The sequence below is a fragment of the Streptococcus sp. SG1 genome (genome assembly GCF_030439935.1).
GTDB classification, from domain to species: domain Bacteria; phylum Bacillota; class Bacilli; order Lactobacillales; family Streptococcaceae; genus Streptococcus; species Streptococcus gordonii.
Genome location: NZ_JAQFJC010000002.1, coordinates 180,334 through 204,549 on the forward strand (window position 1 = coordinate 180,334; position 24,216 = coordinate 204,549).

Genomic DNA, 24,216 nt, shown 5'->3' on the forward strand with positions numbered 1-24,216 from the left:
CCATTTCTTTAATTTAAAAATACCTGATATCTTGTATTTTCTCTTACTATTTTAGCAGATTTTTCTAAATCTTGACGATTTTTAAAGGTGATTTGTAGAATACCGTGGGTATCCTCTCTATTTTCCTCATTAATTCTAATATTGACAACTGAGATCCCTCTTAGTAGTTCTAGGACGCTAAGAATAGTTCCTTCTTCATCAGGCACCTCGACAAAAAGATCATAAAAGCTATCTACACCAGCTCGTTTATGAATTTCCATCTGCTTGCGACTCTGCCGTCCTCGGTCGAAAAATTCCCAGATAGCTGTCTCGTCCTTAGCCTCAATCGCTGCGGCTACCTTGTCTAGCTGTTTTTTAAAATCTTCCAACCGCTCCAAGATGGCTTGAGGATTTGTCAAGAGGATAGAGGTCCACATACCTGGCTCGCTCTCCGCAATCCGCGTCATATCTCGAAAACCACCGGCTGCAAAAGACTGGGTCAGCTCATGCTCTTGGCTATAAGCTGCAGTTTGCTCCATAAGGCTGGAGGCTAGGATATGCGGAAAATGGCTGATTTGACTGGTCACTCGGTCATGCTCGGCTGCATCTACCTGGATAAAGCGGGCCTGGAGACCGCTCAGTAAGTCCTTCATTTCTTCAAGAGTACCAGGCTTGGTCAGGCTTGAGGGCGTGAAGATATAATAGGCATTTTCAAAGAGGGTGACATGGGCTGCCTTGGCTCCGGTCTTGTGACTTCCGGCCATAGGATGAGCTCCGACAAAACGGACGGGCTTATTCTGCAGATACTTTTCTGCAGTTGCCACAATCTCAGCCTTGGTTGAGCCAGCATCAGAGATGATAACATTTTCCTTCAGGTTCAGATCCGCTAGATCCTTGATAAATGCTATGGTCTGCTTGATGGGCACAGCCAGAATAATCACATCAGCCAATGGAGCAAAAGCGGCAAAATCATCCGTTACCCGGTCTACCATTCCTCGCTCTAAGGCAACCCTGCGCGATTCCTCACTTCGATTATAGCCGAGAATTTCAATCTCAGGATGAGCTCGCCTGATGCCCAGAGCCAAGGAAGCTCCAATCAGTCCCAGACCAGCGATATAGACCGTTTTTCTCTCCATGCCCTTCTCCTTACTTCTAAAAGTTCTTGACAAATTCCCGATGGCGGGCTACAGCATCTTTCAGTTCTTCCAGATTGTCCGAAGAGAATTTCTCCAGAACTTCGGTGGCTAAAACTGTCGCCACCACACTTTCCATGACAACACCCGCTGCTGGCAGAGCCGTAGGATCGCTCCGCTCCACTGTTGCCTTATAAGGCTCGTGGGTCTCAATATCTACGCTCATCAGTGGCTTGTAAAGGGTTGGAATGGGCTTCATAACACCTCGCACCACGATTGGCTGACCATTGGTCATACCGCCCTCAAAGCCACCTAGATTATTGGTTCTGCGAGTGAAGCCATCTTCCTCAGACCAGAGGATTTCATCCATTACTTGACTGCCCTTGAGACGACCGGCTTCAAAGCCCACACCAAACTCAACTCCCTTAAAAGCGTTGATGGACACGACTCCCTGAGCAATCTTGGCATCCAGCTTCTTGTCCCATTGGACATAGGAGCCCAGACCAACCGGAACACCGCCAACGACAGTCTCAATGACACCACCGATGGTATCACCGTCTTTCTTAATCTGGTCAATGTAGGCCTTGATTTCTTCTTCGCGCTCAGGATTGACAATGGAAACCTCTGACTTGGCGGCTCTTTCCTTGATTTCTGCTACAGTTAGATTATTCGGCACATCAATATCAATGCCACCGAAGGTTACGATATGGCTGGCTACCTCTACACCGATTTCTTCCAGCAAACGCTTGGCTACTGCTCCGACTGCTACACGCATGGTCGTTTCACGAGCTGAAGAACGCTCTAGGGAATTTCGCAAATCGTCAAAGCGGTATTTCATACCTCCGACCAAGTCCGCATGGCCAGGGCGTGGTTTGGTAATCTTGCGGAGCCCTTTTTTCTTTTCATCCACATCTGCGACACTCATAATCTCCAACCACTTCTGATGATCCAGATTCGTGACATTGAGGGTAATCGGGCCACCCATGGTCAAGCCATGGCGAACTCCAGATGTAATCTCGACTTGGTCGCTTTCAATCTTCATGCGGGCACCACGACCGTACCCACCCTGACGGCGCTTGAGCTCAGCATTGATATAATCAGCGGTCAGAGGAAGACCAGCCGGCACTCCCTCAATAATTGCTGTCAGACGTGGTCCGTGGGATTCTCCTGCTGTTAAGTATCTCATACATTTTCTCCTATTCTGGGATGGAAAACCTGGGCAGTCAGTCTATTTATTATCCAAACTGTCCAATTGTCTCAGGTTCCATCAGGCACTTATTTTTTCAGAAATTCTTTCATCTCTTCCAGCGGAATCTGGTGAATGCTAGCCGAGCCCAGCTCAGGAACCAGTACTAGCTTGATAGAGTTGCCTCTGGCCTTCTTATCATGGGTCAAAGCCTGATAAAGAGCATTCTCATTCCAAGGCTGGTAATCCACCGGCAAGCCAAACTTCTGACACATACGGATGATGTCTTCTGTAATCCCAGCTGGCATGAGGCCTTGCTTTTCAGCGACACGGGAAACCTGTACCATACCAATCGCTACAGCTTCACCGTGCATGACCTGACCATAGCCTGCTGTTGCTTCAATGGCGTGCCCAATGGTATGGCCGAAGTTCAGATAAAGGCGGACACCATTATCCAGCTCATCCTCAACCACAATCTTACGCTTGACATCACAGGAATGGTAAATGATGCTCTCCGCATGCTCCAAAATCGACTCTGGACTGCCATCCATTTCTGAAAGCTCATCCCAGAGTTCCTTGTCTTCAATCAAGCCGTACTTGACCACCTCGCCCATACCTTCTATCAGTTCCCTCTGGCCCAAGGTCTGCAAGACTTGAGGGTCAATCAGCACTCCGTCAGGCTGGGTAAAAGTTCCGACCATATTCTTGGCCCAGGGAGTATTGACGCCTGTCTTACCACCAATAGAAGAATCTACTTGAGCTGTCAGACTGGTCGGAATCTGAACGAAATGAATGCCTCTCATGTAGGTCGAAGCGACAAAACCTGCCAAATCACCAACAACTCCGCCACCCAAGGCTACAATACCGTCGCTACGAGTCAGACCAACCTTTGCCAAAAATTCATAAGCTTTATTAACAGTTGTTAGATTTTTACTAGCTTCACCTTCAAGAAAATCAAAGGTAAAGACCTCAAAGCCAGTAGCTTCCAAACTCAATTTAACCTTCTCTGCGTAGAGTCTAGCCACCCGATTATCTGTGATAATTACTAGTTTCTGAGGCTGCCAAAGCTGACTCAGCCAATTTCCTGCCTGAGATAATGCCCCATTTTCAATGATGATATCATAGGGATGATGAGGAAGATTTACATTCAGTTTCATACGCGCCTCCTTTATATATGAAAATGGACACCCAAAGCCTACAAAGTCCAAGAATGTCCCATACTATCTACTATAAATTATATTTCCAATTTTTCTATCAAGGCTTTTTTGATTTCTTCAGATGGCATCTTTTTACCTGTCATTAGTTCAAATGCTTTTTCTGCTTGATAGAGCAACATACCCAGACCATTTACAGTCTGCAGGCCTTGCTCTCTAGCCAAGCGCAGAAATGGTGTCTCAGCCGGACAATAGGTCATATCGGCTACTAACAGTCCCTTAGGAAAAGCAAAATCGCTTGGAATAGGTAGTGATTTTCCATCCATCCCCAGACCTGTCGCATTGATAAATAAATCTGATTGATTGACTGCATCAGAAAGAGCTGCTAGATCTTCAACAGCTAGTAATCGAATGGGATGACCCAGATGACGAGACAGTTGTTCTATTTTCTCTTGATGTACTGCCAATCTATCTCTAAGGTCAAAAACACAGACTTTTTCCACTCCATCCAGTACAGCTTGACCAATAATAGCGGAAGCTGCACCTCCAGCGCCAAGAATTGTCAGATTTTTTCCCTTGATATGAAAGTTAGACAAACTTCTGAAAAAACCAAGCCCATCTGTATTATATCCGATAAGTCGACCATTTTGATTGACTACTGTATTGACCGCGCCAATAAGCAAGGCTGATTCATCAAGCTCATCAAGATAAGTAATTACCTCTTGCTTATAGGGCATAGAAATATTGGCTCCCAACATCTGATGAAGACGAATATTTTCAACGGCCTGTTCCAGATTTTTCCTATCCACCTCAAAAGCCAGATAAACCGCATTGGTATCTGTAAGGGCATAAGCCATATTATGAATAAAGGGCGAAATACTGTGCTTGATTGGCTTAGCTATGACAGCAGCCAAACGAGTGTATCCATCAATTTTCATTTAAAATATCCCGGATTTTTTTCATGCTGCTCAAAGAAATCTGCCCTGGTGCTGTTGCTTCATCTAAACTAGCAAAAGACCAAGAAGAACCCGTCAAATCAGATGCAATTCGTGAGATGCGTCCAACCCTTCCCATAGAAATAGTTACATACTCCTGCTCAGGATTTAAAGTCTTAAAGCCACGAGTATAGTTCATCAAGTCCAAAACATCCTGACCACTATTAGCCATCACTGATACTTTGACAGCCTTAGGCGTTAAGCTAGTCAGCTCGGACAAGATTTCCATCATATTTTCAGGAGTTTCCTCAAAGTTATGATAACTCAAGACCAGGTTTGGAAATTCCAGCATTTCATCGATTTTGTCCTTGTGGGAGAAATACTCAAAGTCCACATAATCTGGTTGATAAAGTTGGGTTACCTTTTTTATCATTTCCACATACTCGTCATCAGATAGCTGAATATGACCACCTTCATCCTTGGTCCGAAGTGTAAAAATCAGTTCGCGACCAGCAAATTTTTCAAAAATCGCTGGTGCAACCTTCAAGATTTCTTCTTTTTCCAAGAAATCTGCTCTCCACTCGATCAAATCCGCATCCACAAAACGTTGCGCGTCGATCTGTTGAGCTTCTTCTAAATTTCTAGGGGTGACAGAGACAACTAACTTCATTCTTCTACCTTAATCGTAAAAACCTTTAAGTAATTACTACTTTCGTCTTTCTTATTATAACTAAAGTCTGCCGGCAAACCATATTCTTTGATATAACGATGGTGCTTTCCTGCAAAACCTTTTTCAATTTCTTTCTTAAATTTAGCACGCGTCACATTAGACGCATTGGTACTGGCAATCAGTATTCCTTTTGGATTTAAAATTTCCAGTGATTCTTTGATAAGCTTATGGTAATCTTTCGCGACAGAAAAAGTCTGCTTTTTATTACGGGCAAAGCTTGGTGGATCTAGCACTATGACATCATAGCTGAGGCCATGTCGCTTAGCATATTTGAAATAATCAAAAACGTCCATAACCACAAACCTATGATTGTCTAAAGTCAGACCATTGGCTTGAAAATGTGCTTCGGACAGTTCCCGACTACGTTTTGCTAAATCAACTGAGGTCGTCTGGCTAGCACCTCCCATAGCAGCTGCAACAGAAAAAGCAGCTGTGTAGGAAAACATATTTAACAAGCTTTTGCCAGTGGCCAAACCATCAACAAGACTGGCCCGAACCTCATGCTGATCTAGAAAAATCCCAGTCATGAGACCATCATTTAGAAATACTTGATAAGCCACACCATTTTCCAAAACTGTAAAGACCTCTGGTGCTTCAGCTCCATAGACATGGGCTGACTCGTAGTCCAGCCCCTTAAAACGAATTTTTTCATAAGCTCCCATTAATTCTGGAAAGACTTCTTGAAAAGCTTGAAGGATTTCTTCCTTTAAAGAAAAGACAAAAGGATTGTACCAAGAAAAGAGAGCATAGTCTCCGTACTGGTCAACAGTCAATCCTGCAAAACCGTCGCCCTCTTGATTAAAGAGGCGGTATGCAGTAATATTCTCCGCCTGACGGTAAAAACGACGCTTTTCCTTGGCTTTCTCAAATAAGGAAATAAAAAAATCTTTATCAAAATCTACTTTTTGCTTAGAAACAAGCCAGCCAAGTCCCTTGTTCTGCTTTGAGATATAACCACATCCCAGAAACTTTCCTTGGCTTGATACCAGCTCCACAGCTTGATGATCAAAAGATAGCTCTGGAAAGTCTTCTTTTTCTAAAAGCAGGGCACCCTGCCGAATCTTTTCTTCCTTATAACGAGAAACCGTAAGCTTTTTCATATTCTAAATTATATCAAATATTGAGAAATATTTCAAAAAAATTACGTAAAGCAGGCCCTTAGTAACATTAGCTCCCTCTATCTCCTACTTCTTTTACCTCTTAACCAGCTCACCTCAGAAAATTATGACTAACTGTTAATTTAGGCAAAGCTTATACTTTTCGTTCACCCTATAAAGCAAAATGTGATATACTTAATACGATACAGAAAAATTTAGGAAATAAGACAAGGAAGTACTTTTGTGAAAAAAATGACTAGGAAATTACTCAATTTCATGAGTACCAGACTAGGTTTTGTCTTGACCTTGCTTTGCTTCTACTGGTTAAAAACCATGTGGGCATACACTGTCGATTTTAATTTGGATATCCAAGGATTTTATCAGGCCTTCTTAGCCTTTGTAAATCCTATACCCTTAGGCTTATTATTTATTGGCTTAGCGCTTTATTTCAAAAGAAGCGCCATATTCTATGGATTTTCAATTTTTATTTATACTTTGCTCTTTATCTGGCTGTTTTCAAATGCCGTCTACTACCGCGAATTCAGTGACTTTGTAACCGTCAATACCATGATGGCTTCCAGCAGTGTTTCTGCTGGTTTGGGTGAAGCTGCCCTCGGCCTATTTAGACCATGGGATATCATCTATCTGATTGATTTTCCGATTCTGGGCTACCTCATGTATAAAAAGCTCATCAGGGTTGACCATCGTCCATTTAATAAGAGAGCTAGCTTTGCCATCACAGCACTTTCTACTATGCTCTTTACAGCCAATCTCTTTTTGGCGGAAATTGACCGTCCTCAGCTCCTGACCCGTGGTTTCTCAAACTACTATGTCGTTCGGGCACTGGGACTTCCAGCCTTTCTAGGCTACAGTGGAAATCAAACCTATCAAGCCAACAAGGAGCGCTCCAAAGCATCTGCTGAAGATTTGAAACCTGTAGAAGAATACATTCAGAATCACTATGCAGAACCCAACAAGGATTACTTTGGCATTGCCAAAGGTCGCAATGTTATCTATGTCCATCTGGAAAGCTTCCAGCAGTTTCTGATCGACTATAAGCTACAGGCAGATGGAAAAGCGTATGAGGTGACACCTTTCCTCAACTCCCTCTACCACTCCAATTCGACTCTGGCTTTCTCAAATGTCTTCAACCAGGTTAAGGCTGGTAAGACTTCTGATGCTGAAACCATGATTGAAACTGGACTCTTCGGTCTCAACCAAGGCTCCTTCATGGTTAACTACGGTGGTACCAATACTCAGCAAGCAGCACCTTTTATTCTTTCCAAAAATGGCGGCTATACTTCTGCTGTTTTCCATGGTAATGCTGGAAGCTTTTGGAATCGTAATACAGCCTATAAACAATGGGGTTATAACTATTTCTTTGACGCGTCTTACTTTACTAAGCAGGACGACACTAACTCCTTCCAGTACGGCTTAAATGACAAGATTATGCTGAAAGATTCTATCAAATATCTGGAGCGTCTACAGCAGCCTTTCTATGTTAAATATATCACGGTTTCCAACCACTATCCTTACACGACTAGCTTGATTGGTGACGAGATTGGATTCCCTCTGGCTAAGACAAAGGATGAGACCATCAATGGCTACTTTGCTACTGCCAACTATTTAGATTCTTCTGTCAAGGCTTTGTTTGATTATCTCAAAAAATCCGGCCTCTATGACAATTCTATTATCGTTCTCTATGGAGACCATTTTGGAATTTCCCAAACCCGTAATCCTAACTTGGCCCCTCTTGTAGGAAAGACTTCTGAAACTTGGTCCAACTACGACAATGCCATGATGCAGCGCGTCCCTTACATGGTCGTAATTCCTGGCATGGACAAAGGAAAGATAATTGATACCTACGGTGGTCAAGTAGATATGCTGCCAACATTGGAGCATTTGCTGGGTATTGACTCTAAAAACTACCTTCAGGTCGGCCAGGATATGCTATCAACTCAGCATCAGCAAATTACAGCTTTCCGATCCAGCAATAACTTTGTCACACCAAAATACACTAGCTTCAACGGACGGACCTACTACACTCAAACCGGTGAGGAAATTACCAATCCAGACGAAACCATCAAGAAAGAACTGGATGACATTCGTAATGCTGCCAATACTCAGCTGAAGATTAGTGACGCTATTCAAACCGGTGACTTGATTCGCTTCTACAAGGGTAACGACTTGGGCAAGGTAGATGTCAAGAAATACTCTTACAACCACTCTTTCAAAGCATTGAAGAAAATCGAGGAAGAAAAAGGAGACCAATCAACCAGTCTCTACAGCCAACGCAAGGGCGAATCGACTATTGATCTCTTTGATGCTCCAAGCTATCGAGCGCTCCACCCAGAACAATTTGAAAGCACCAGCTCCTCAGAAGACAGTTCTGAATCCAGCAGCGACAGCTCAAGTAGCTCAAGTTCTTCTAGTAAGCAGTGATAGATACTGAAAAAAACCACCTAATAGGTGGTTTTTTTTTTGGATAGATATGAAAGAGAACAACTAAATATATTATATAAATAATAAATAAGTATCTTTGGTTCATAAAAATTTTCACAATGAAAGGAGAGACAAACGGAAGCCATGCATGATTTCTGCCACATCAAAAGAATGTTTTTCTAGAGATTGTTTATTCCCTCTGTTATCTTTATACACTCCAAAGAAAAGATTATTATATTAAAACTATTTTATAACCAAATCCAAAACAACTCAACTAAAAATGTAACGCTTTCTTAATTATTTACAAGGGAGTTATTAGGCAGTAGAGGAAGAAAAATAGTTATTTCTATCTTAAGACTTAAAACACTAAACTAAATAATCCCTATCGAGAGACTTTCAACAGTGACTTCTCTTTATTTTATATTCTAGCCCTCAATCTAAAACAGACCTTACCATCTTAGCTAGCCCCAAAGGATTGTCACCATAGATATTGTGTCCGCAATCTTTAACTTCTGCTAGTTGAACATTATCTGGAAGTTCTTGTAAAGCCTTAACTTTCCAACTAGGATCAGATTTAGTTTGCTGAGGAATAAATAAATGGATTTGGCAGTCTCTAAGCTTAGATAAACATCCGTACATAAGTCGTCTCAGCGTCAGCAAATTCTTCACTATTTGCTGAGAAATTCCCAACTTCCATACCTGATACTTTTCATTAAAGGCAAGATTGGCTTTAACAGCTTTGGAACAATTCTCTGACCAATGTTTTGCCTCGTATCGCTCCAATGAAACAGCTTCCTCAATACTGCTATAGGAAGTTTTCTCCAAATAGGTAAGAGCATCTGCTATTTCTTCTTCCAGATTACATATTTTGTCTAGGTTTAAGTAGCCACCATCCAGCAGAATTAATTTCTTAACAGAAGGAAAGACGGATACCAAATAAACCGCGAAATCAGCTCCTAGGGAATGTGCAATCAGCGTCACTTCTTCAGTCAAATCAACCTGCAGAGCAAACCACTCTTCCAAGTCTGCTTCTTGGCGAATTTCTTGACCATATAAATCCAGATATACAATAGGAAGTTTTAGAGCTGTAAAAAAGTCTTGTGGGTAATAAACATTGCATCCCAGACCACCAATAAAATAATAAGTCATCACTTTCCCTCCTGAAAGTATAAAAAAAGCCTTAGACAGGCTTTTAGAATGTCCCCTGCCGGAATCGAACCAGCAACTACTCCTTAGGAGGGAGTTGTTATATCCATTGAACTAAGGGGACCTAGAGAAAAACTCTGCCATGTGACAGAGCTTTCTAAGATTAACGACGGATTTCTTTAATACGAGCCGCTTTACCTTGCAATGCACGAAGGTAGTACAATTTAGCGCGACGCACTTTACCGTAACGAACGACTTCAATCTTATCAACACGTGGAGTGTGGATTGGGAAAGTACGTTCAACACCTACACCGTTAGAAATTTTACGAACTGTGTAGTTTTCTGAGATGCCAGCACCTTTACGAGCGATAACGACACCTTCAAAGATCTGGATACGTTCGCGAGTTCCTTCGACAACTTTCGCGTGAACGCGTACAGTGTCACCAGGACGGAATGCAGGGATATCAGTACGAAGTTGACCTTCAGTCAAGCTTTGGATTAATGGATTCATTTTTTACTCCTATCTTACTAATCTTATGATTCATGACCAAAGCGGATTAGTCGTTTTTTTGTGCTCCATTTGCACAAAGAATATTATATCAAAATTCCGGTAAATGTAAAGATTTTTAGATAAAAATTCCTAAAATAATAGCTAAAAATCCTAAACAATAAGTCAATATCAGATAATGGGTGAATTTCTTCTTGTTGGAAAAGAGAGCTACCAGCTCAGCATTGAAAGTAGATAGGGTCGTCAATCCACCGCAAAAGCCAGTTGTTAGGATAGTATAAAGTTGCTTGTCTTGAACATGGTTATAGAAATATCCAATCAAAAAAGCTCCTAGTAAATTGGCCATCAAAGTCCCTACTGGCAAAACAGCTCTGCTATTGACCTTAGAAAGAAAATAACGAACGAGAGCGCCACCACCGCAAGCTGTAATCATAAGCCAAATCATAGGCCCACCTTCTTTCCCGCCCACAAGGCAATCCACAAACTACCGCCAATGCTCAAGACTAGATAGAGGATAAAGTCCGTGTATAGCCCTACGTCCAGCAGTTTAATGGAGTCTAAAAGGAGACTTGAAAATGTAGTCAAGCCACCACAAAAGCCTGTCGATATAGCCAGAATAAAACGTTTAGACACTTGCTTGTTTGCTAGATAGCCCTTTACCAAATAAACCAGAATGAAGGTCCCCAAGTAGTTGACCAAGAGTGTAGCTAAGGGAAAATGTCCAGTGAAGGTGACGAAGGAAGAGATTAAATAACGAAACCAGCCACCTAGCATAGCAGCTAAGCAGATGGCGAGAGAATTTTTCACTTCCTTCATGCTTTTTTCTGCTCCTGATAAGCACGGGAGTTCTTCAAGATATCCTTAAAGGTAGCAAGAATCGTATCTTTGTAAACCGGATTTTCAACATGATCTGCTACTCTGCCTAAAATGACTTCTTCTCTCTTAGTGTCCAGCACTGCCTTACCTGACTTCTGCTTGTAAGTGGCCACTTGGCTAACGAGATTCATCCGTTTTTCCAGCAAGACTACGAGTTCATCGTCTATTTGATTGATTTCTTGTCTCAGTTCTTCTAGATTCATTCGTTACCTCCTTATATTTTACCTATCATATCAAAATTCTGGATGTTTTTCTAGTTTTCTTGGAAAGTGAGTCAAGTTTAGAAGCATTTTGTAAGAAAGAGGACCCTTAGCGCGAGCCCTCTTTTATCATCACAATTGATTCTTGTCTACAGATTTCAAGGTTGCCCCGGACCTTAGATTAAAGGGAACCCGCAAAGGCGAGTTTTTATCCGCAGATTAAAAAGGTCCACTGGACCTTTTTAACCAACTGAGCCTTCCATGCTCATATTGATGAGTTGGTTGAGTTCGACGGCATATTCCATTGGGAGTTCTTTGGTGATGGGTTCCATAAAACCATTGATAATCATAGCTGTGGCTTCTTCTTCGCTGATACCGCGACTCATCAGATAGTAGAGCTGGTCCTCAGACACTTTGGAAACCTTGGCTTCATGCTCTAGGGCGACGTTGGAATTATGGATTTCATTAAAGGGAATGGTGTCGGAACTGGACTCACCATCCATCAGAATGGTATCGCACTCAATATGCGACTTGGAGCCAGCACTATTCTTGCCAAAGCGAACCTGACCGCGATAATCAGTCTTTCCACCATCCTTGGCCACTGATTTAGAAATCAAGGTACTGGAAGTCTTGGGTGCATTATGAAAGACCTTACAACCTGCATCCAAGTGCTGGCCATAGTTGGCAAAGGACATAGAGAGGACAGAAGTTCGTGCATTACGGCCGTTGAGAATACTGCAAGGATATTTCATGTTAACCTTGCTACCTAGATTGCCATCAATCCACTCCAAGGTGCCACCTTCTTCGACAGTGCCCCGCTCTGTTACTAGATTATAGACATTATCCGACCAGTTTTGGATGGTCGTATAGCGGAAAAATGCATCCTTTTTGACTATGATCTCAACAGTCGCAGCATGAAGACTATTGGTCGTATAGGTTGGTGCTGTACAACCCTCGATGTACTGGATGGAGCCACCCTCCTCGATAATCATGAGGGAGCGCTCAAACTGACCTGCGTTTTCTCCATTGATCCGAAAATAGGTCTGAACAGGAATTTGACAGTGTACATTTTTAGGAACATAGATAAAGGTTCCGCCTGACCAGACTGCTCCATTTAAGGCTGCAAACTTATGTTCAGCATTTGACACGACTGTTCCAAAATATTGCTTGACTAGCTCTGGATACTCTTGAACTGCTGTATCCGTGTCAGTAAAAATAATTCCTAACTTTTCGAATTCTTCCTTCATATTGTGGTAGACAACCTCAGACTCGTACTGGGCAACAGCACCAGATAGGAATTGCTTTTCTGCTTCTGGGATTCCCAGACGATCAAAGGTCCTTTTTATTTCTTCAGGAACGTCATCCCAACTACGAGCTGGCTCTCCGCTTAGTTTCTGGTAATAGATGACATCTTCAAAGCGAATACCTGACAAATCAGGACCAAAGTCCGGCATGGGCAATTTGTTAAATAGCTCTAAAGAGCGTAAGCGATAGTCTAGCATCCACTGGGGTTCCTTTTTGATGGCGGATATTTCACGAACAACTGCTTCTGTCAATCCTTTTCCAGTCGAATAAAGCGGTGCTATATCATCATGAAAACCGAAAGCATAATCACGTTGTGGCATAAAAGCCTCCTTTCTCCATACAGAAAGAATCACATGGGTTCCTACTCTTATTATACTCTTCTAGATTAGAATTGTCAGAAAATAAGAGCCGGTTGTTCCATTTGAACTAGCAAAAAAGCAGAAGGGATCTGATCTCTCCCATTCTGCTTCAATGATTTTATAAAATAAGGTCATCTAAAATGAATCTACTTAAGCTAAGATCTCAAAAACGCTAGCAGTTAAGTTCTCAACTTCTGTCTTAATTTTGCTACGGTTATTGCTGACGACTAGTTTGAGCTGGTCCGCATTTTCCAAGCGATAAGGTGTGCCACTAGCATTAAAGACGACTAAATAATGCTTCTTGTCCTTGACTTCAAAAATGATAAGACCACTATTTGTCTGTGCATGACGAACATAGACATGCTGGTATATTTCTTCGTAAGTCGAGTAAGAAAATTCTTTCCTGGTCGTTTTTAGTTGGATAATCTTGCGGATAAAATTGACACTGTCTTGATGTTTCGAAAGTAGATTCCAATCCACCTGGTTGACTTGGTCTGGCGCATTGTAGCTATTCATAGCTCTTTCTTTATCTGCTTGGGTCACCTGGCCATTTGGTCCTGTTCCCACCAACTTAGTTCGAGAAAACTCCTGTCCTAGCTCCATAAAGGCTAAGCCTTGCATAAGAATATTCATGGCTGTTGCCAGTTCAATCCGCTTGGTAAGCGTTTCTAGATCATCATGTGGATGGAATTCTTCTAGTAAGTCATGTAGATTATAATTATCATGAGCTTCGACATAATTGACGACCTGATTTGGCATGAGGTAGCTACCTAACTCACTACTTCCTAAAATAGCCTTGGCAATGATATTTTCCGTCCCTTGTCCACTGACAAATCCAGCTTTCAAGGTTCCAAACACCTCAGCACCTTTAATAGCATCTCGCTCATTGTCGTTGAAAAATCCAATGTCTAGAAGCTGATAGGCATTGTCTTTCTTGGCCTTATCTTGAGGCAGGAGGCCTGTCCCCATATCCCATCCTTCTCCGTAAGTCAGGATACGTGGGTCTACCTTGTCCAACTCATCTCGAATGATCTGCATGGTCTCTACATCGTGGATCCCCATCAAATCAAACCGGAAACCATCCACATTATACTCTTTGACCCAATACAAAAGTGAATCAATCATATACTTACGGAACATCTCATGCTCGCTCGCGGTTTCACTCCCGACTCCGGTTCCATTCTGGAAAGAGCCATCTGGATTCATTCGATAGTAATAATCGGGAACACTGGCTTGAAAAGGAGAGTCAAAGGTAGAGTAACTGTGATTATAGACTACATCAAGAATCACTCCGATACCAGCATCATGATAGGCTTGAATCAAGGTTTTTAAATCACGAATAGCCTGAGCTGGATCAGATGGGTTACTAGAAAGGCTAGTTTCTGGGGCATTATAGTTCTGCGGATCGTATCCCCAGTTATAGGTTACCTGCCCATTTTCATCATAGTCTTTATGACGATCTGAAATGGGCTGGAGCTGGACATAATTCACACCCAAGTCACGAATATGATCAAAGGTTGTCGCTTGACCAGTGCCATTTGTCGTACCTGTTTGACAAGCACCGAGGAAGGTTCCGCGATAAGCTGGTGTGACACCTGAGCTTTCTGACTGGCTTAGGTCACGGATATGCATCTCATAGATAACTGCTTGGCAGGCATTCTTCACGCGCCAGTGGGCTTCTTGTCCCTGCTTAACTTGAAATCCAAGTGGATTTCGTTCTTGGTCTGTCACGATAGCTGTTCGTTTACCATCAGGACTAGTAGCCTGACTATATGGATCCCGAGTCAAGTATTCTTCATGATCAAAGATCACCCGATATTGGTAGGCACGCTTGGCTAGGTCTTCAGAAATGCTCCCTTGCCACACTCCGATTGTATTCTTTGTGTGGTCTGTTGAGAAATCTCGGCCTCTATTTAGAGAAATAGTTTTCCAAATGCTGGCTTGGTTGCTGGCATCTTTATAGATGACCACTTCAACCGCTTTTGCCGTTGGTGCCCAAAGTTTAAATTCAGTCTTGTCAGCTTGGTAAAAGACACCTAAACTTCCCTGATAGCCCCAGTGACGGTCAAATTCCTTGGAAGAAACCGCCATATCAAAAGCGTGAGGATTTCTGTATTTGTAATAGTGGCTAGTGATTGCCGCCTGCCTAGAATAATAGACTTGATGGTCTCCCTCAAGAATCCAAACTTCTGTAACCAGGTGAGCCGGCAAGAGACGAATGGTATAATCAATGGTCTGGCTTGACCAGTCTGCTTTTTTTATAATCAAATGGACATAATCCAAGTTTGTCTCACTTTGGTAAGTAACAAGTCCACTTCGCCCAAAATAATCAAAATTAGAAAATGAAGCTTCCTTTCCGATTTGGTTTTCCTGCCACTGCCATATATTGTACGAAAGGTAATCATCAGTGGGGTTATGGTAATGGACTAAGACCTGGTAGTCTGGCATTTTTATCTCCTAGGTTCATCATGATTTTTCTGAACAAAGAGCATCGTCGCTGATTTCATCGATATTGGCAAAAAATTCTAAGTGATTGTGGAAGACTTCTAATTCAACAGGGGTATCTCCACCATATTCGCCATCAAGATTAAGCATAAATGGTTCTTTGCTGTCTAAAACTTCTAGTTTTAGTTTACTTGTTTTTAAGTATTCGACATTGACATCTGTCACGTGTTGGCCACCGTTAATGGCCTGAATCAGTAGGGCCAGCATTTCAAAAAGTTTGGCTGTTTTGACCAAAATCAAGGTAAAGTTTCCGTCGTCTAATTTGGCATCTGGAGCAACTTGCTCAAAGCCTCCAATAGAATTGGTCAGTGCTGCAAACATGAGTGAAATCTTACCTTCAAAAACACCATGATCATGAGTAATACGGACCTTGCGGAATTTAGAACGTGGCAACATTTCCGCACCTTTGGCAACATAGGCAAAGTAGCCCAAGCGAGATTTAGCTTCACTTGGAACACGATAGGTCAGCTCACTTAAAGTACCGGCCGCTGCGATGTTAATGAAATATTTTTGCCCAAAGGCACGGCCGATATCCATTTTGATGGTCTGATTTTTAGCAATGATTCTTGCAGCTTCGACAGGTTTTCCCATAGGAATCTTCAGTGCCCTCGCATAGTCATTGGTTGTACCTGTCGGGATGAAGGCCAAGCGAGGCCGATTTTCCAAGGGGGCTACTCCGTTTACGACTTCATTGATGGTGCCGTCCCCTCCCGCTGCGATAATCAAATCAAAACCAGCTTTAGCAGCCCGCTCTGCTTCTTTTTGCGCAGAAAGAGGCTCTGGCGTCGTTTGATAAGCACTGGTTTCATAGCCTACGTCCTCTAAAACGTCCAGCACTTCCGCAATATTCTTTTTGATAATTTCCTGACCAGATGTCGGGTTGTAAATGAGTCTTGCTCGTTTTATTACATCTTTCATACAGTGCCTCTATAACTGTTCAAGCCATACTTCATCTTGGATTTCGATTCCCAATTCTTGGGCCTTAGCCAATTTACTACCTGCATCCGCTCCAGCAATAACCAAGTCCGTTTTCTTGGAAACACTGCCAGCAACATTGGCTCCTAAACGAAGAAGTTTTTCTTTAGCTTGTGTTCGTGTTAATGTTTCTAATTTTCCTGTTAAAACAACTGTTTTACCCGATAGGACTGCATCTGCAGCCACTTTTTCACCAAGGTAGGCCAAGTTAACTCCAGCTTCTTCTAGCTCCTTCAGCAGGATCTGTGTTCCCTCTTGGGCAAAATAGCTGTGCAGGCTTTTAGCAATCACCATGCCAAGACTATCAATGCTGGCAATCTCTTCTTGCTCTGCCTGAGCAAGGCTTGGAATATCATGGAATTTCTCCAGTAAAATCCGACTAGCCTTACTACCAACATGGCGAATACCTAAGCCAAACAAGAGTTTTTCGGCTGAGTTTGACTTAGAAGCCTGAATAGCATTATATAATTTATTAGCTGATTTTTCCTTAAAGTTCTCTAACTGGAGTAAATCTTCGATGCTTAAGCGGTAAATGCCTGCCACATCTCGAACCAAATCCTTAGCAAAGAGCTTTTCAACCACTGCCGGTCCCAGGCCACTAATATTCATAGCATCACGACTGGCAAAGTGCGCCAATCCTTCCATGATTTGGGCAGGACAGAGCGGATTGATACATCGCAAGGCAACCTCATCTTCAAAGTGGAGCAAATCGCTCTGGCAACTCGGACACTGGCTAGGTACATCCAAGTGTTCATCTGAAACACGCTTGCCTTCTACCACACGCAAGACAGCTGGAATGATATCTCCAGCTTTATATACGATGACGGTATCTCCTTTACGAATATCCTTGTCAGCTATGTAATCTACATTATGTAAAGTCGCTCTGCTAACAGTAGTCCCCGCCAACTGAACCGGTGTTAAATTAGCAGTAGGTGTTACCACTCCAGTCCGACCGACTGTCCAGTCTACAGATAAAAGCTGAGCCTCTTTTTCTTCCGCAGGAAATTTATAAGCAATAGCCCACTTAGGCGCCTTAACAGTAAAACCAAGTTCTTCTTGCACCGCCAAGTCATTGACCTTGATGACAATACCGTCAATCTCATATGGCAGACTGTCCCGCTCCTGACCAACCTTTTCGATAAAGTCCCAGACTTGGTCTATAGTGCTAGCCAATATCCGTTTTTCATTGACAGAAAAGCCAAGCTGACTCAGTTTTTCAAGGACATCCTCCTGAGTCGCTTCAGATGTTGGGCTGGCTTTCTGATAGAGAAATGTTGCTAGGTTGCGCTTGGCTACAACTGATGTATCCAGCTGTCTCAAGGTCCCTGCTGCTGCATTTCTTGGATTGGCAAATTCTGCCTCCCCATTTTCCTGACGAAGCTGGTTTATCGCATCAAAAGATGCCTTTGGCATATAGCATTCCCCACGTACTGTAATAGTCAAGGGTTCTGGTAAGGTCAAAGGAATATCCTTGACACGCTTGAGATTCTCCGTAATGTTCTCACCAATGGATCCGTCACCACGAGTCGCTCCTGCTACCAAAATACCATTTTCATATGCCAGTGAAATAGATAAACCATCAATTTTCAGTTCACAAAGGTAGGACGCATCTGGAAATTCTTTTCTTACTCGTTCATCAAAGGCAACTAATTCTGCACGTGAAAAAGCATCCTGCAAACTATAGAGAGGATACTGGTGTTGGTATTTTTCAAAACCATCTAAAACTTTTCCACCCACTCGGTGAGTCGGGCTCTCTGGTAAAATCTCGTCTGGATATTGCTCTTCCAATGAAACCAGTTCCCTGTAAAGCTGATCATACTCACTATCTGACACACTTGGCGCATCTTTTGTATAATATTCATGAGCATAACGATTGAGCAGGGAAACTAACTCAGACATTCTATCTTTCATACTCTTATTTTATCATAAATATCTCTATTCGCCCTATTTTTTCCCTTAAAAAGCGAAGAAAAAGGCCTATCAATCAAAGTTTCTCTTAGCTTTAACGACAAGAAAAAAGGCCTCAGATTTCACAAACCTAATAAGCCTTTTCGTTTTTATTGGGTTAGGTCAATGCGCTTACTGATTTTATCAATCAAGATAGCTCCGACAAGTAGAGATGCACATTCTCCAATAGCTGTTGTAAACCATGTAAGTAAGAATGGTGCTCCAGTAACAATATTCAATTCAATAGCAATTGTCACCATTGAAATCGAAAAGAAAATAGAGAACAAAAAGAAGTCTTTTCGAAGCCAACCGTTGAGCAGATAGCCCGGCTTAACTTTGCTAAATAGGACAACCCCAAGAGTTAGAAAAACTAAAGTTGACCCCCCACCAACAAAAACATCTAAGATACCAAAGCTAAAGAAATTGGAAATCATACAACCGATTGTTACACCAATAATGTATTTACGATTGTAAAAGGCCATAAAGTTCATCATTTCAGAAATTCTAAACTGATAAGCGCCAAAGCTAATCGCATTGAAGGGTGGTGTGATTGTAAGAGCAATGTAAATAGCTGCTACAAGAGCAATTTGCACCATATCACGGGCAGTTAATTTTTTCATCAAATTCTCCTTTAGCGGTTTTACCGCGTGTAATATGCTTGGCGAAAGAAGCTAAGCGCCAAGGGTTGCTAGGAATAAGAAGAAAGACAAGCCTCTCCCTTACAAACTCGGCAACTCAACTAGTATAGCATAAATATTTGAAATATGATAGACTATCTTTATGAAATCCTTAATTAAAAAATTCTTTGACAACGAGATCCTATCCTATCTCTTTTTTGGTGTGGCAACAACTATCGTATCTGTTGCGAGCCGTATGCTCTGCTATGAAGTGACCGGAAACGAAATACTAGCTACGATAATCGGTGATGTTCTCGGTATTCTCTTTGCCTTTGCGACCAATGACACTATTGTTTTTAAGCAGGAAAGAAAAGGCTGGCCTGATAGACTAGTCAAGTTTTTCACGGCCCGATTGGCTACGATGGGTTTAAATTTACTCTTGACCTTTATTTTTGTGACTAGCTTCCCGCAGATTATCGGCCAGTTTGTTAATCATAATATCAAAATGGTCAACACTATTGAAACCTTTATCGCTCAGGTGCTTATTATTGTTCTAAACTACGTTTTCAGCAAACTCTTTGTCTTTGAGAAAAAGAACTAAAGACCTCGGAAAGAGCTCCATGGAGGCAGAAATGAACTTGAAATTTGAAAATGGTGACTCAGCTAAAAGAGAAGAACTGAGAAACTTACTCAGAACCTATAACCGCTCAAAAAGAGAACCGTCAGAAAGCCAAGCTCTGGACATTTATTTAGAGGATGAAGAAGGAAATCTCATAGCTGGCTTGACCGGAGAAACTTTTGGAAATTGGCTTGAAATCGAATATCTATTTGTCAAAGAAGACCTTCGCGGGAAAGGTATTGGATCAAAAATTTTGGATCAGGCGGAAAAAGAGGCCCTAGTCAGAAACTGCACCTATTCATTCGTCAATACCTATCAGTTTCAGGCACCTGATTTTTATAAAAAACATGGTTATCAAGAAGTATTTACCCTGAAAGAATATCCTTATAGCGGAAAAAGGTACTATTTTACGAAAGATTTAGGACCTGAGAACTGATGAGAAAGGGGGATTCTGGCAACTATTTATAAAAAAGATCTACCCTACATAAATTAATCTGGACCAGATAATTCTGATCCAGATTTTTTTATTTTTAAATTTCCAGATTGGGATGTTCAGCAGTCAGATGGGTGATTTCACCTTTGATGCCAAAATAGTCCTCAATCAGAGTCTGGAGTTCTGTCATGGCAGCTTGGGCGCGTACTGCTTGCTCTTTATTGATGGCCTCAATAACCAAGATGGCATTCTTGGTTTCCTCTGTTAGCATAGTCCGCTGGGCTTCTCGCCAGTTAAGGCAACGGCAGACAGCTCCCTCTTCATCGTAGTAGATGATTTCTTCTGGCAGTGCCGGTGCGTCACTCTCAGCACCCAATGGGAAAAAGGCTTCCCCACCCTTGGCTTTTCCTAGATGAAGACCTCCGACAATCTTATCCAAATCCTCACCGCCACAAGGAACTGCATAAGAGAGCGAAACACTGTTGTAGATATCGACCAAAGGATTGATGGGATGAAATTCCCGTCCCTGACTAACCCGCTTGAGCAGAGCTTCGATAGAGGAACGCGCTCCTTTCTTGGTCTTGAATTTGCTGAAGGCCTGCCGCCACTCTTGAATGACTTCATTTTGAGTGAAGTTCTCATCTAAGATAAAGTCCTCAGCTCGTTTCACTCCCTTATCCAGCAGGGATTTGAAATATGGATCCTCACTTTCATCCACACTATTATCCAGTCCTTTGACTACTAAAACACTAATCTGCGCTTCTGGAAATACTTCCCAAAATGCTTTTTCAACTGTAATATTCATGATGCACCTCTTTAATCTTAATAGTTTCTTTTTTGTCCTTTTTTGACGGCTTCCCAGTCACCTGTGATATTTTCACGTACTCGGACCAGCATTTTCTCCAAGGCTTTAACTTCCGCCTGAGAAAAGCCCTGCAGGGATGTCTCTTCAGAATAGTTATTCTCCGCTAGAATAAAAGGATAGAGTTTTTCCCCTTTTTCCGTCACAAACCATTCCTTGTTCTTCTTGTTGTCTTTGGTTGCCTTCTGCTGGATCAATCCCTTGGCCTCCAACTTCTTAACAGAGCGAGCAACCGTTGAGCGATCCACCTTGAGCAGCTCCGATAGCTCCTCTTGGATAATTCCTGGATTCTCCGCGATTCGCACCAGATAAAGATATTGACCTCGTGCTAGCTCTATGTCACGGAACTCAATATTAGCAATGGAATCCAAAGCTCGGGCAATAATCCCAATTTCCCGCAATACTGACATATCCCCTCCTTTAAACTTTTATTTGAAACTATTATAGCATATTTTATTGCAAATGCAATAAAATCATCTAAAAAGAAAAAAGAGGAAAATCCTCTTTAAGAGATCTATATCAAAATCCTTACAAGTAAGGAATCTTCTTATTCTTATTAAGATTAGTAATGATACTAGAGAAAAATGCAGAATTCAATTCTTGACAGTAGCTAATCAGTTCTTGTCGCTCCCTGTCCTCAAACAGGTAAGCCATTGATACTAGGACCTGAATTGGAGAAATGACCTGCCTGAAGTTCTCTAAGTATACTTCACGTTTAGCTACACTATAGAAGTCTTGGACTTCCTCATGACTGAGTACAACTTCTCTTTGATTCAAGCCTAGCAAAGCTCCAGCAAATAAGTTCTGGTTGCCACTTTCTAATATAGAGTATACATAGCTCAACTCTTTCCTGTCTTTATTTTGCAAATATACGATAGCTAAAGCCAAGCTTCGATAGAGAACAGTCGCTGAGTAATTTCCTTGAACTAATTTCTCCAGATAAGGTATTAAGCTAGTACATTCTGTCGCCGCAATGGTTAAAATCAACTCATGCTGAGCTTCCCATGATCTTGGTTTTGTCATAACAAAGTCCAGAGCTTCAGCTAATGCTTGATCCAGGCCTTCTATGCGTTGGCGTCTAATTTGCTTAGCTACTTTCTTTATCGTAGATACCTTTTTAGACAATAGACTAGAAGCAAGCTCTTGCTTGAAAACTTCTGATCGTATTGCGGCATTTTTTTCAGAGTTCATGGATGTTTCTCCCTTCTCATCTGCTAATAAAGTTTGGTGATAAGTAAAAGACTTTTTTATGGAGTTTTTTCTGGCCATCCGTTAGATTGACATTGGGCTAGTCTTTCTTTTTAAAGGAAAAACTTCCTATTCTATCTAATTGAAACTCGGACTCAGAGCAACTTTGGATACTCGCATTGAGAATAGCACCGATAATCAATATTTTAGAAACAATAATGAACCATAACATGATGATGATGACAACTACTGATCCGAAAAAACGGACATTAATAAAGTGGTTCATATACGCTTCTAAATAGGCACTAAATAAATTCAATAGGCCAAAGAGAATTCCCACTACAAAGATGGTTCCTGGCAAGACGTAACGAAGTTTGTTTATCTTAACATTAGGCAAAAGATAATAGAGAGCAACTAAGGTTAGAAAGAGAACTAGGAAAACAAGACCTTCAGTTATAGTAGTGATTTGTCTGTAAAAAGAGACATCTAAATCAAAAACATTGTATACCACAGTTAGAATACTTCGACCAAAAACAGATAGAATCATGGAAAGGATCAAGAGTATCTGTAAACCAATACTCACTACAAAACTAAACAGGCGGTTTCGAAGCAGGCCATGGCCTTTTGTGACACCGTAAGCCTTATTAAAAGCCTTTTGCAAAAATGAGATACATTTGGAAAAAGCCCAGAGAGCTGACAAGATGGAGAAACCTAGTAAACCAGAAGACGGCTGACCAAAAACGGCTTTCACAGCTTTAGCCACCATGGGATAAAGCGAATCTGGTAGCATATCGTTTAACAAATTCAAGAGGGCATCCGTTTGAACTTGAAAATAGGGCAAAATATTGGCTAAAACCAATAATAAAGGAAGGGCCGAAATCAAAAAATAGTAGGCTACAGCTATACTGGTGATGCCTATTTCAGACTTATCATAAAAGCCTATAAAAGCCCGTAAAAAATGCTGTTGTTTCAGTTTTTCGACTATTTTTTTCATGAGCTTCCTTTCTAAAACTAGGGCAAAGGCCCATCATTTATTTCTTTTTTATTTTCTAATAGCAAGAAGTCTTTTTTGCTACGGTTCTCAGTCTCTATCGGACAAAGTTAAGAGGCTAGGAACGCCTTATCCCAACCTCCTATGTTTTCTAATAAGTTCCTTCTTCACCCTGACTGGTCAAAATCACTGGACCGTCTTTGGTGATGACAAACTGGTGTTCGTATTGGCAAGACAAACCACCATCAAGAGTCTTATGGGCCCAGCCAGTCTTAAAATCTGTGTCAATTTCCCAAGTACCAGTATTAATCATAGGTTCGATGGTCAATACCATCCCTTCTCTTAGACGCAAACCACGTCCTGCTCGACCATAGTGGGGTACCATTGGTTCTTCGTGCATAGTCGGACCAACTCCATGACCAACCAAATCTCGCACAACACCATAACCATGACTTTCAGCGTATTCTTGGATTGCTGCACCAATATCGCCAATTCTATTACCAACTTGTGCTGCTTCAATTCCTCGGTAAAGACATTCTTTGGTCACATCCATGAGTTGCTGAGCTTCTGGACTGACTTTCCCAACTGCATAAGCCCAGCAAGAATCTGCAACACCGCCACGAAAACTTTCTGTGTATTTTTTGACTTCTGAGACCTTATTAAAATCCAGTTTTGAAACATCTAATTCAGCCTTATCAACCAATCCGACAACCATATCTACACAGATAATGTCACCTTCTACCAGCTTTTGATGACGGGGAAAAGCATGAGCCACTTCATCATTTAGAGAGCAGCAAGTAGCATACGGATAGTCCATGATGCTGCCTTCTACACCAATCTGCAAGGGCAAAGCATTTGCTTCTTTACAGCGTTTGCGGACGTATTCTTCAATATCCCACATATCGATCCCTGGCTTAATCAAGTCTCTCAAACCTCGATGAATAGAAGCGAGAAACTCCCCACTTTTTGCCATTAAATCAATTTCGCGTTGCGATTTTATTGTAATCATTCTTAGATTTTATTCCTCTT

The 24,216-nt window shown here is 41.8% G+C and carries 24 protein-coding genes, 1 tRNA gene and 1 riboswitch; of the genes, 3 read left to right on the forward strand and 22 right to left on the reverse strand.

Translation table 11 applies throughout. From position 1 onward, the window contains the following. Positions 1 to 8 precede the first annotated feature (8 nt). From PCY06_RS02385 to PCY06_RS02410, 6 genes are all read right to left on the reverse strand, one after another. Positions 9 to 1,115, reverse strand: a complete 1,107-nt coding sequence (locus tag PCY06_RS02385) for a prephenate dehydrogenase (protein WP_082307563.1) — start codon at positions 1,113 to 1,115, stop codon at positions 9 to 11. A 16-nt stretch (positions 1,116 to 1,131) separates the two neighbouring features. Continuing rightward, positions 1,132 to 2,298: a chorismate synthase gene (gene aroC, locus PCY06_RS02390; protein ID WP_082307562.1), complete on the reverse strand. Its 1,167-nt coding sequence runs from the start codon at positions 2,296 to 2,298 to the stop codon at positions 1,132 to 1,134. Between the two features lie 89 nt (positions 2,299 to 2,387). Then, positions 2,388 to 3,455 (reverse strand): 3-dehydroquinate synthase, encoded by a 1,068-nt coding sequence (gene aroB / locus PCY06_RS02395; protein ID WP_082307561.1) that lies wholly within the window; start codon positions 3,453 to 3,455, stop codon positions 2,388 to 2,390. Between the two features lie 77 nt (positions 3,456 to 3,532). Then, a complete protein-coding gene (locus PCY06_RS02400; protein WP_082307560.1) occupies positions 3,533 to 4,390 on the reverse strand; it encodes a shikimate dehydrogenase in 858 nt (285 codons plus the stop codon). Then, complete coding sequence (gene aroD / locus PCY06_RS02405; protein ID WP_046165407.1) at positions 4,380 to 5,057, reverse strand: type I 3-dehydroquinate dehydratase; 678 nt, start codon at positions 5,055 to 5,057, stop codon at positions 4,380 to 4,382. Before aroD ends, PCY06_RS02400 begins: the two co-directional genes overlap by 11 nt. Beyond that, positions 5,054 to 6,217 carry a class I SAM-dependent rRNA methyltransferase gene (locus PCY06_RS02410; protein ID WP_082307559.1) on the reverse strand — a complete coding sequence of 388 codons (1,164 nt, stop codon included), beginning with the start codon at positions 6,215 to 6,217 and terminating at the stop codon, positions 5,054 to 5,056. The genes aroD and PCY06_RS02410 overlap by 4 nt, the downstream gene beginning before the upstream one ends. Positions 6,218 to 6,457: 240 nt before the next feature. On the opposite strand from PCY06_RS02410, the gene PCY06_RS02415 reads away from it, so the two are divergent. After that, entirely contained in the window at positions 6,458 to 8,656 is a 2,199-nt protein-coding gene (locus tag PCY06_RS02415; protein WP_082307558.1) for an LTA synthase family protein, read from the forward strand. A 432-nt stretch (positions 8,657 to 9,088) separates the two neighbouring features. On the opposite strand, the gene PCY06_RS02420 is transcribed toward PCY06_RS02415, so the two are convergent. The 11 genes from PCY06_RS02420 to PCY06_RS02470 form a co-directional block, all read right to left on the reverse strand. After that, positions 9,089 to 9,805, reverse strand: a complete 717-nt coding sequence (locus tag PCY06_RS02420; RefSeq protein WP_082307557.1) for an alpha/beta hydrolase — start codon at positions 9,803 to 9,805, stop codon at positions 9,089 to 9,091. A 49-nt stretch (positions 9,806 to 9,854) separates the two neighbouring features. Continuing rightward, positions 9,855 to 9,926: transfer RNA gene (locus PCY06_RS02425), tRNA-Arg, on the reverse strand. Positions 9,927 to 9,965: 39 nt separating this feature from the next. Further along, positions 9,966 to 10,313 (reverse strand): 50S ribosomal protein L19, encoded by a 348-nt coding sequence (rplS, locus tag PCY06_RS02430; RefSeq protein ID WP_008809321.1) that lies wholly within the window; start codon positions 10,311 to 10,313, stop codon positions 9,966 to 9,968. Positions 10,314 to 10,428: 115 nt separating this feature from the next. Further along, positions 10,429 to 10,755, reverse strand: a complete 327-nt coding sequence (gene crcB, locus PCY06_RS02435) for a fluoride efflux transporter CrcB (protein ID WP_082307556.1) — start codon at positions 10,753 to 10,755, stop codon at positions 10,429 to 10,431. Beyond that, complete coding sequence (gene crcB / locus PCY06_RS02440; RefSeq protein ID WP_082307555.1) at positions 10,752 to 11,126, reverse strand: fluoride efflux transporter CrcB; 375 nt, start codon at positions 11,124 to 11,126, stop codon at positions 10,752 to 10,754. The genes crcB (PCY06_RS02435) and crcB (PCY06_RS02440) overlap by 4 nt, the downstream gene beginning before the upstream one ends. Further along, on the reverse strand, positions 11,123 to 11,389 hold the full coding sequence (locus PCY06_RS02445; RefSeq protein WP_082307554.1) for a chorismate mutase: 267 nt from the start codon (positions 11,387 to 11,389) through the stop codon (positions 11,123 to 11,125). The genes crcB (PCY06_RS02440) and PCY06_RS02445 overlap by 4 nt, the downstream gene beginning before the upstream one ends. Before the next feature lie 239 nt (positions 11,390 to 11,628). Then, positions 11,629 to 13,011, reverse strand: coding sequence for a Fe-S cluster assembly protein SufB (gene sufB, locus PCY06_RS02450; RefSeq protein ID WP_045635193.1), 1,383 nt, complete (start codon positions 13,009 to 13,011; stop codon positions 11,629 to 11,631). 189 nt (positions 13,012 to 13,200) lie between these two features. Further along, on the reverse strand, positions 13,201 to 15,498 hold the full coding sequence (pulA, locus tag PCY06_RS02455; protein ID WP_082307553.1) for a type I pullulanase: 2,298 nt from the start codon (positions 15,496 to 15,498) through the stop codon (positions 13,201 to 13,203). A gap of 18 nt (positions 15,499 to 15,516) precedes the next feature. Next, complete coding sequence (locus tag PCY06_RS02460) at positions 15,517 to 16,473, reverse strand: diacylglycerol kinase family lipid kinase (RefSeq protein WP_012130475.1); 957 nt, start codon at positions 16,471 to 16,473, stop codon at positions 15,517 to 15,519. A 9-nt stretch (positions 16,474 to 16,482) separates the two neighbouring features. Then, a complete protein-coding gene (ligA, locus tag PCY06_RS02465) occupies positions 16,483 to 18,441 on the reverse strand; it encodes an NAD-dependent DNA ligase LigA (protein ID WP_060553383.1) in 1,959 nt (652 codons plus the stop codon). Between the two features lie 146 nt (positions 18,442 to 18,587). Beyond that, on the reverse strand, positions 18,588 to 19,097 hold the full coding sequence (locus PCY06_RS02470; RefSeq protein WP_045635190.1) for a QueT transporter family protein: 510 nt from the start codon (positions 19,095 to 19,097) through the stop codon (positions 18,588 to 18,590). Further along, positions 19,095 to 19,229, reverse strand: a riboswitch (PreQ1 riboswitch). It overlaps the preceding gene by 3 nt. Positions 19,230 to 19,257: 28 nt before the next feature. Between PCY06_RS02470 and PCY06_RS02475 the strand changes: the two genes are divergently transcribed. Next, positions 19,258 to 19,695 (forward strand): GtrA family protein, encoded by a 438-nt coding sequence (locus tag PCY06_RS02475; protein WP_060553382.1) that lies wholly within the window; start codon positions 19,258 to 19,260, stop codon positions 19,693 to 19,695. Positions 19,696 to 19,726: 31 nt separating this feature from the next. Beyond that, the gene (locus tag PCY06_RS02480) at positions 19,727 to 20,149 is read left to right on the forward strand and encodes a GNAT family N-acetyltransferase (RefSeq protein ID WP_046165391.1); all 423 of its coding nucleotides are present in this window, start codon (positions 19,727 to 19,729) and stop codon (positions 20,147 to 20,149) included. Positions 20,150 to 20,243: 94 nt separating this feature from the next. Here the strand turns inward: PCY06_RS02480 and PCY06_RS02485 are convergent, their stop codons facing one another. The 5 genes from PCY06_RS02485 to PCY06_RS02505 all read right to left on the reverse strand — a co-directional run bounded on the left by PCY06_RS02485 (position 20,244) and on the right by PCY06_RS02505 (position 24,196). Further along, positions 20,244 to 20,951 carry a B3/4 domain-containing protein gene (locus tag PCY06_RS02485; RefSeq protein ID WP_060553381.1) on the reverse strand — a complete coding sequence of 236 codons (708 nt, stop codon included), beginning with the start codon at positions 20,949 to 20,951 and terminating at the stop codon, positions 20,244 to 20,246. Positions 20,952 to 20,968: 17 nt separating this feature from the next. Beyond that, on the reverse strand, positions 20,969 to 21,418 hold the full coding sequence (locus tag PCY06_RS02490; protein WP_060553380.1) for a MarR family winged helix-turn-helix transcriptional regulator: 450 nt from the start codon (positions 21,416 to 21,418) through the stop codon (positions 20,969 to 20,971). Between the two features lie 118 nt (positions 21,419 to 21,536). Beyond that, on the reverse strand, positions 21,537 to 22,199 hold the full coding sequence (locus tag PCY06_RS02495) for a hypothetical protein (RefSeq protein ID WP_060553379.1): 663 nt from the start codon (positions 22,197 to 22,199) through the stop codon (positions 21,537 to 21,539). Between the two features lie 97 nt (positions 22,200 to 22,296). Further along, positions 22,297 to 23,190 carry a YihY/virulence factor BrkB family protein gene (locus PCY06_RS02500; RefSeq protein WP_060553378.1) on the reverse strand — a complete coding sequence of 298 codons (894 nt, stop codon included), beginning with the start codon at positions 23,188 to 23,190 and terminating at the stop codon, positions 22,297 to 22,299. Positions 23,191 to 23,338: 148 nt separating this feature from the next. Then, positions 23,339 to 24,196: a methionyl aminopeptidase gene (locus PCY06_RS02505; RefSeq protein WP_008809335.1), complete on the reverse strand. Its 858-nt coding sequence runs from the start codon at positions 24,194 to 24,196 to the stop codon at positions 23,339 to 23,341. Positions 24,197 to 24,216 lie beyond the last annotated feature (20 nt).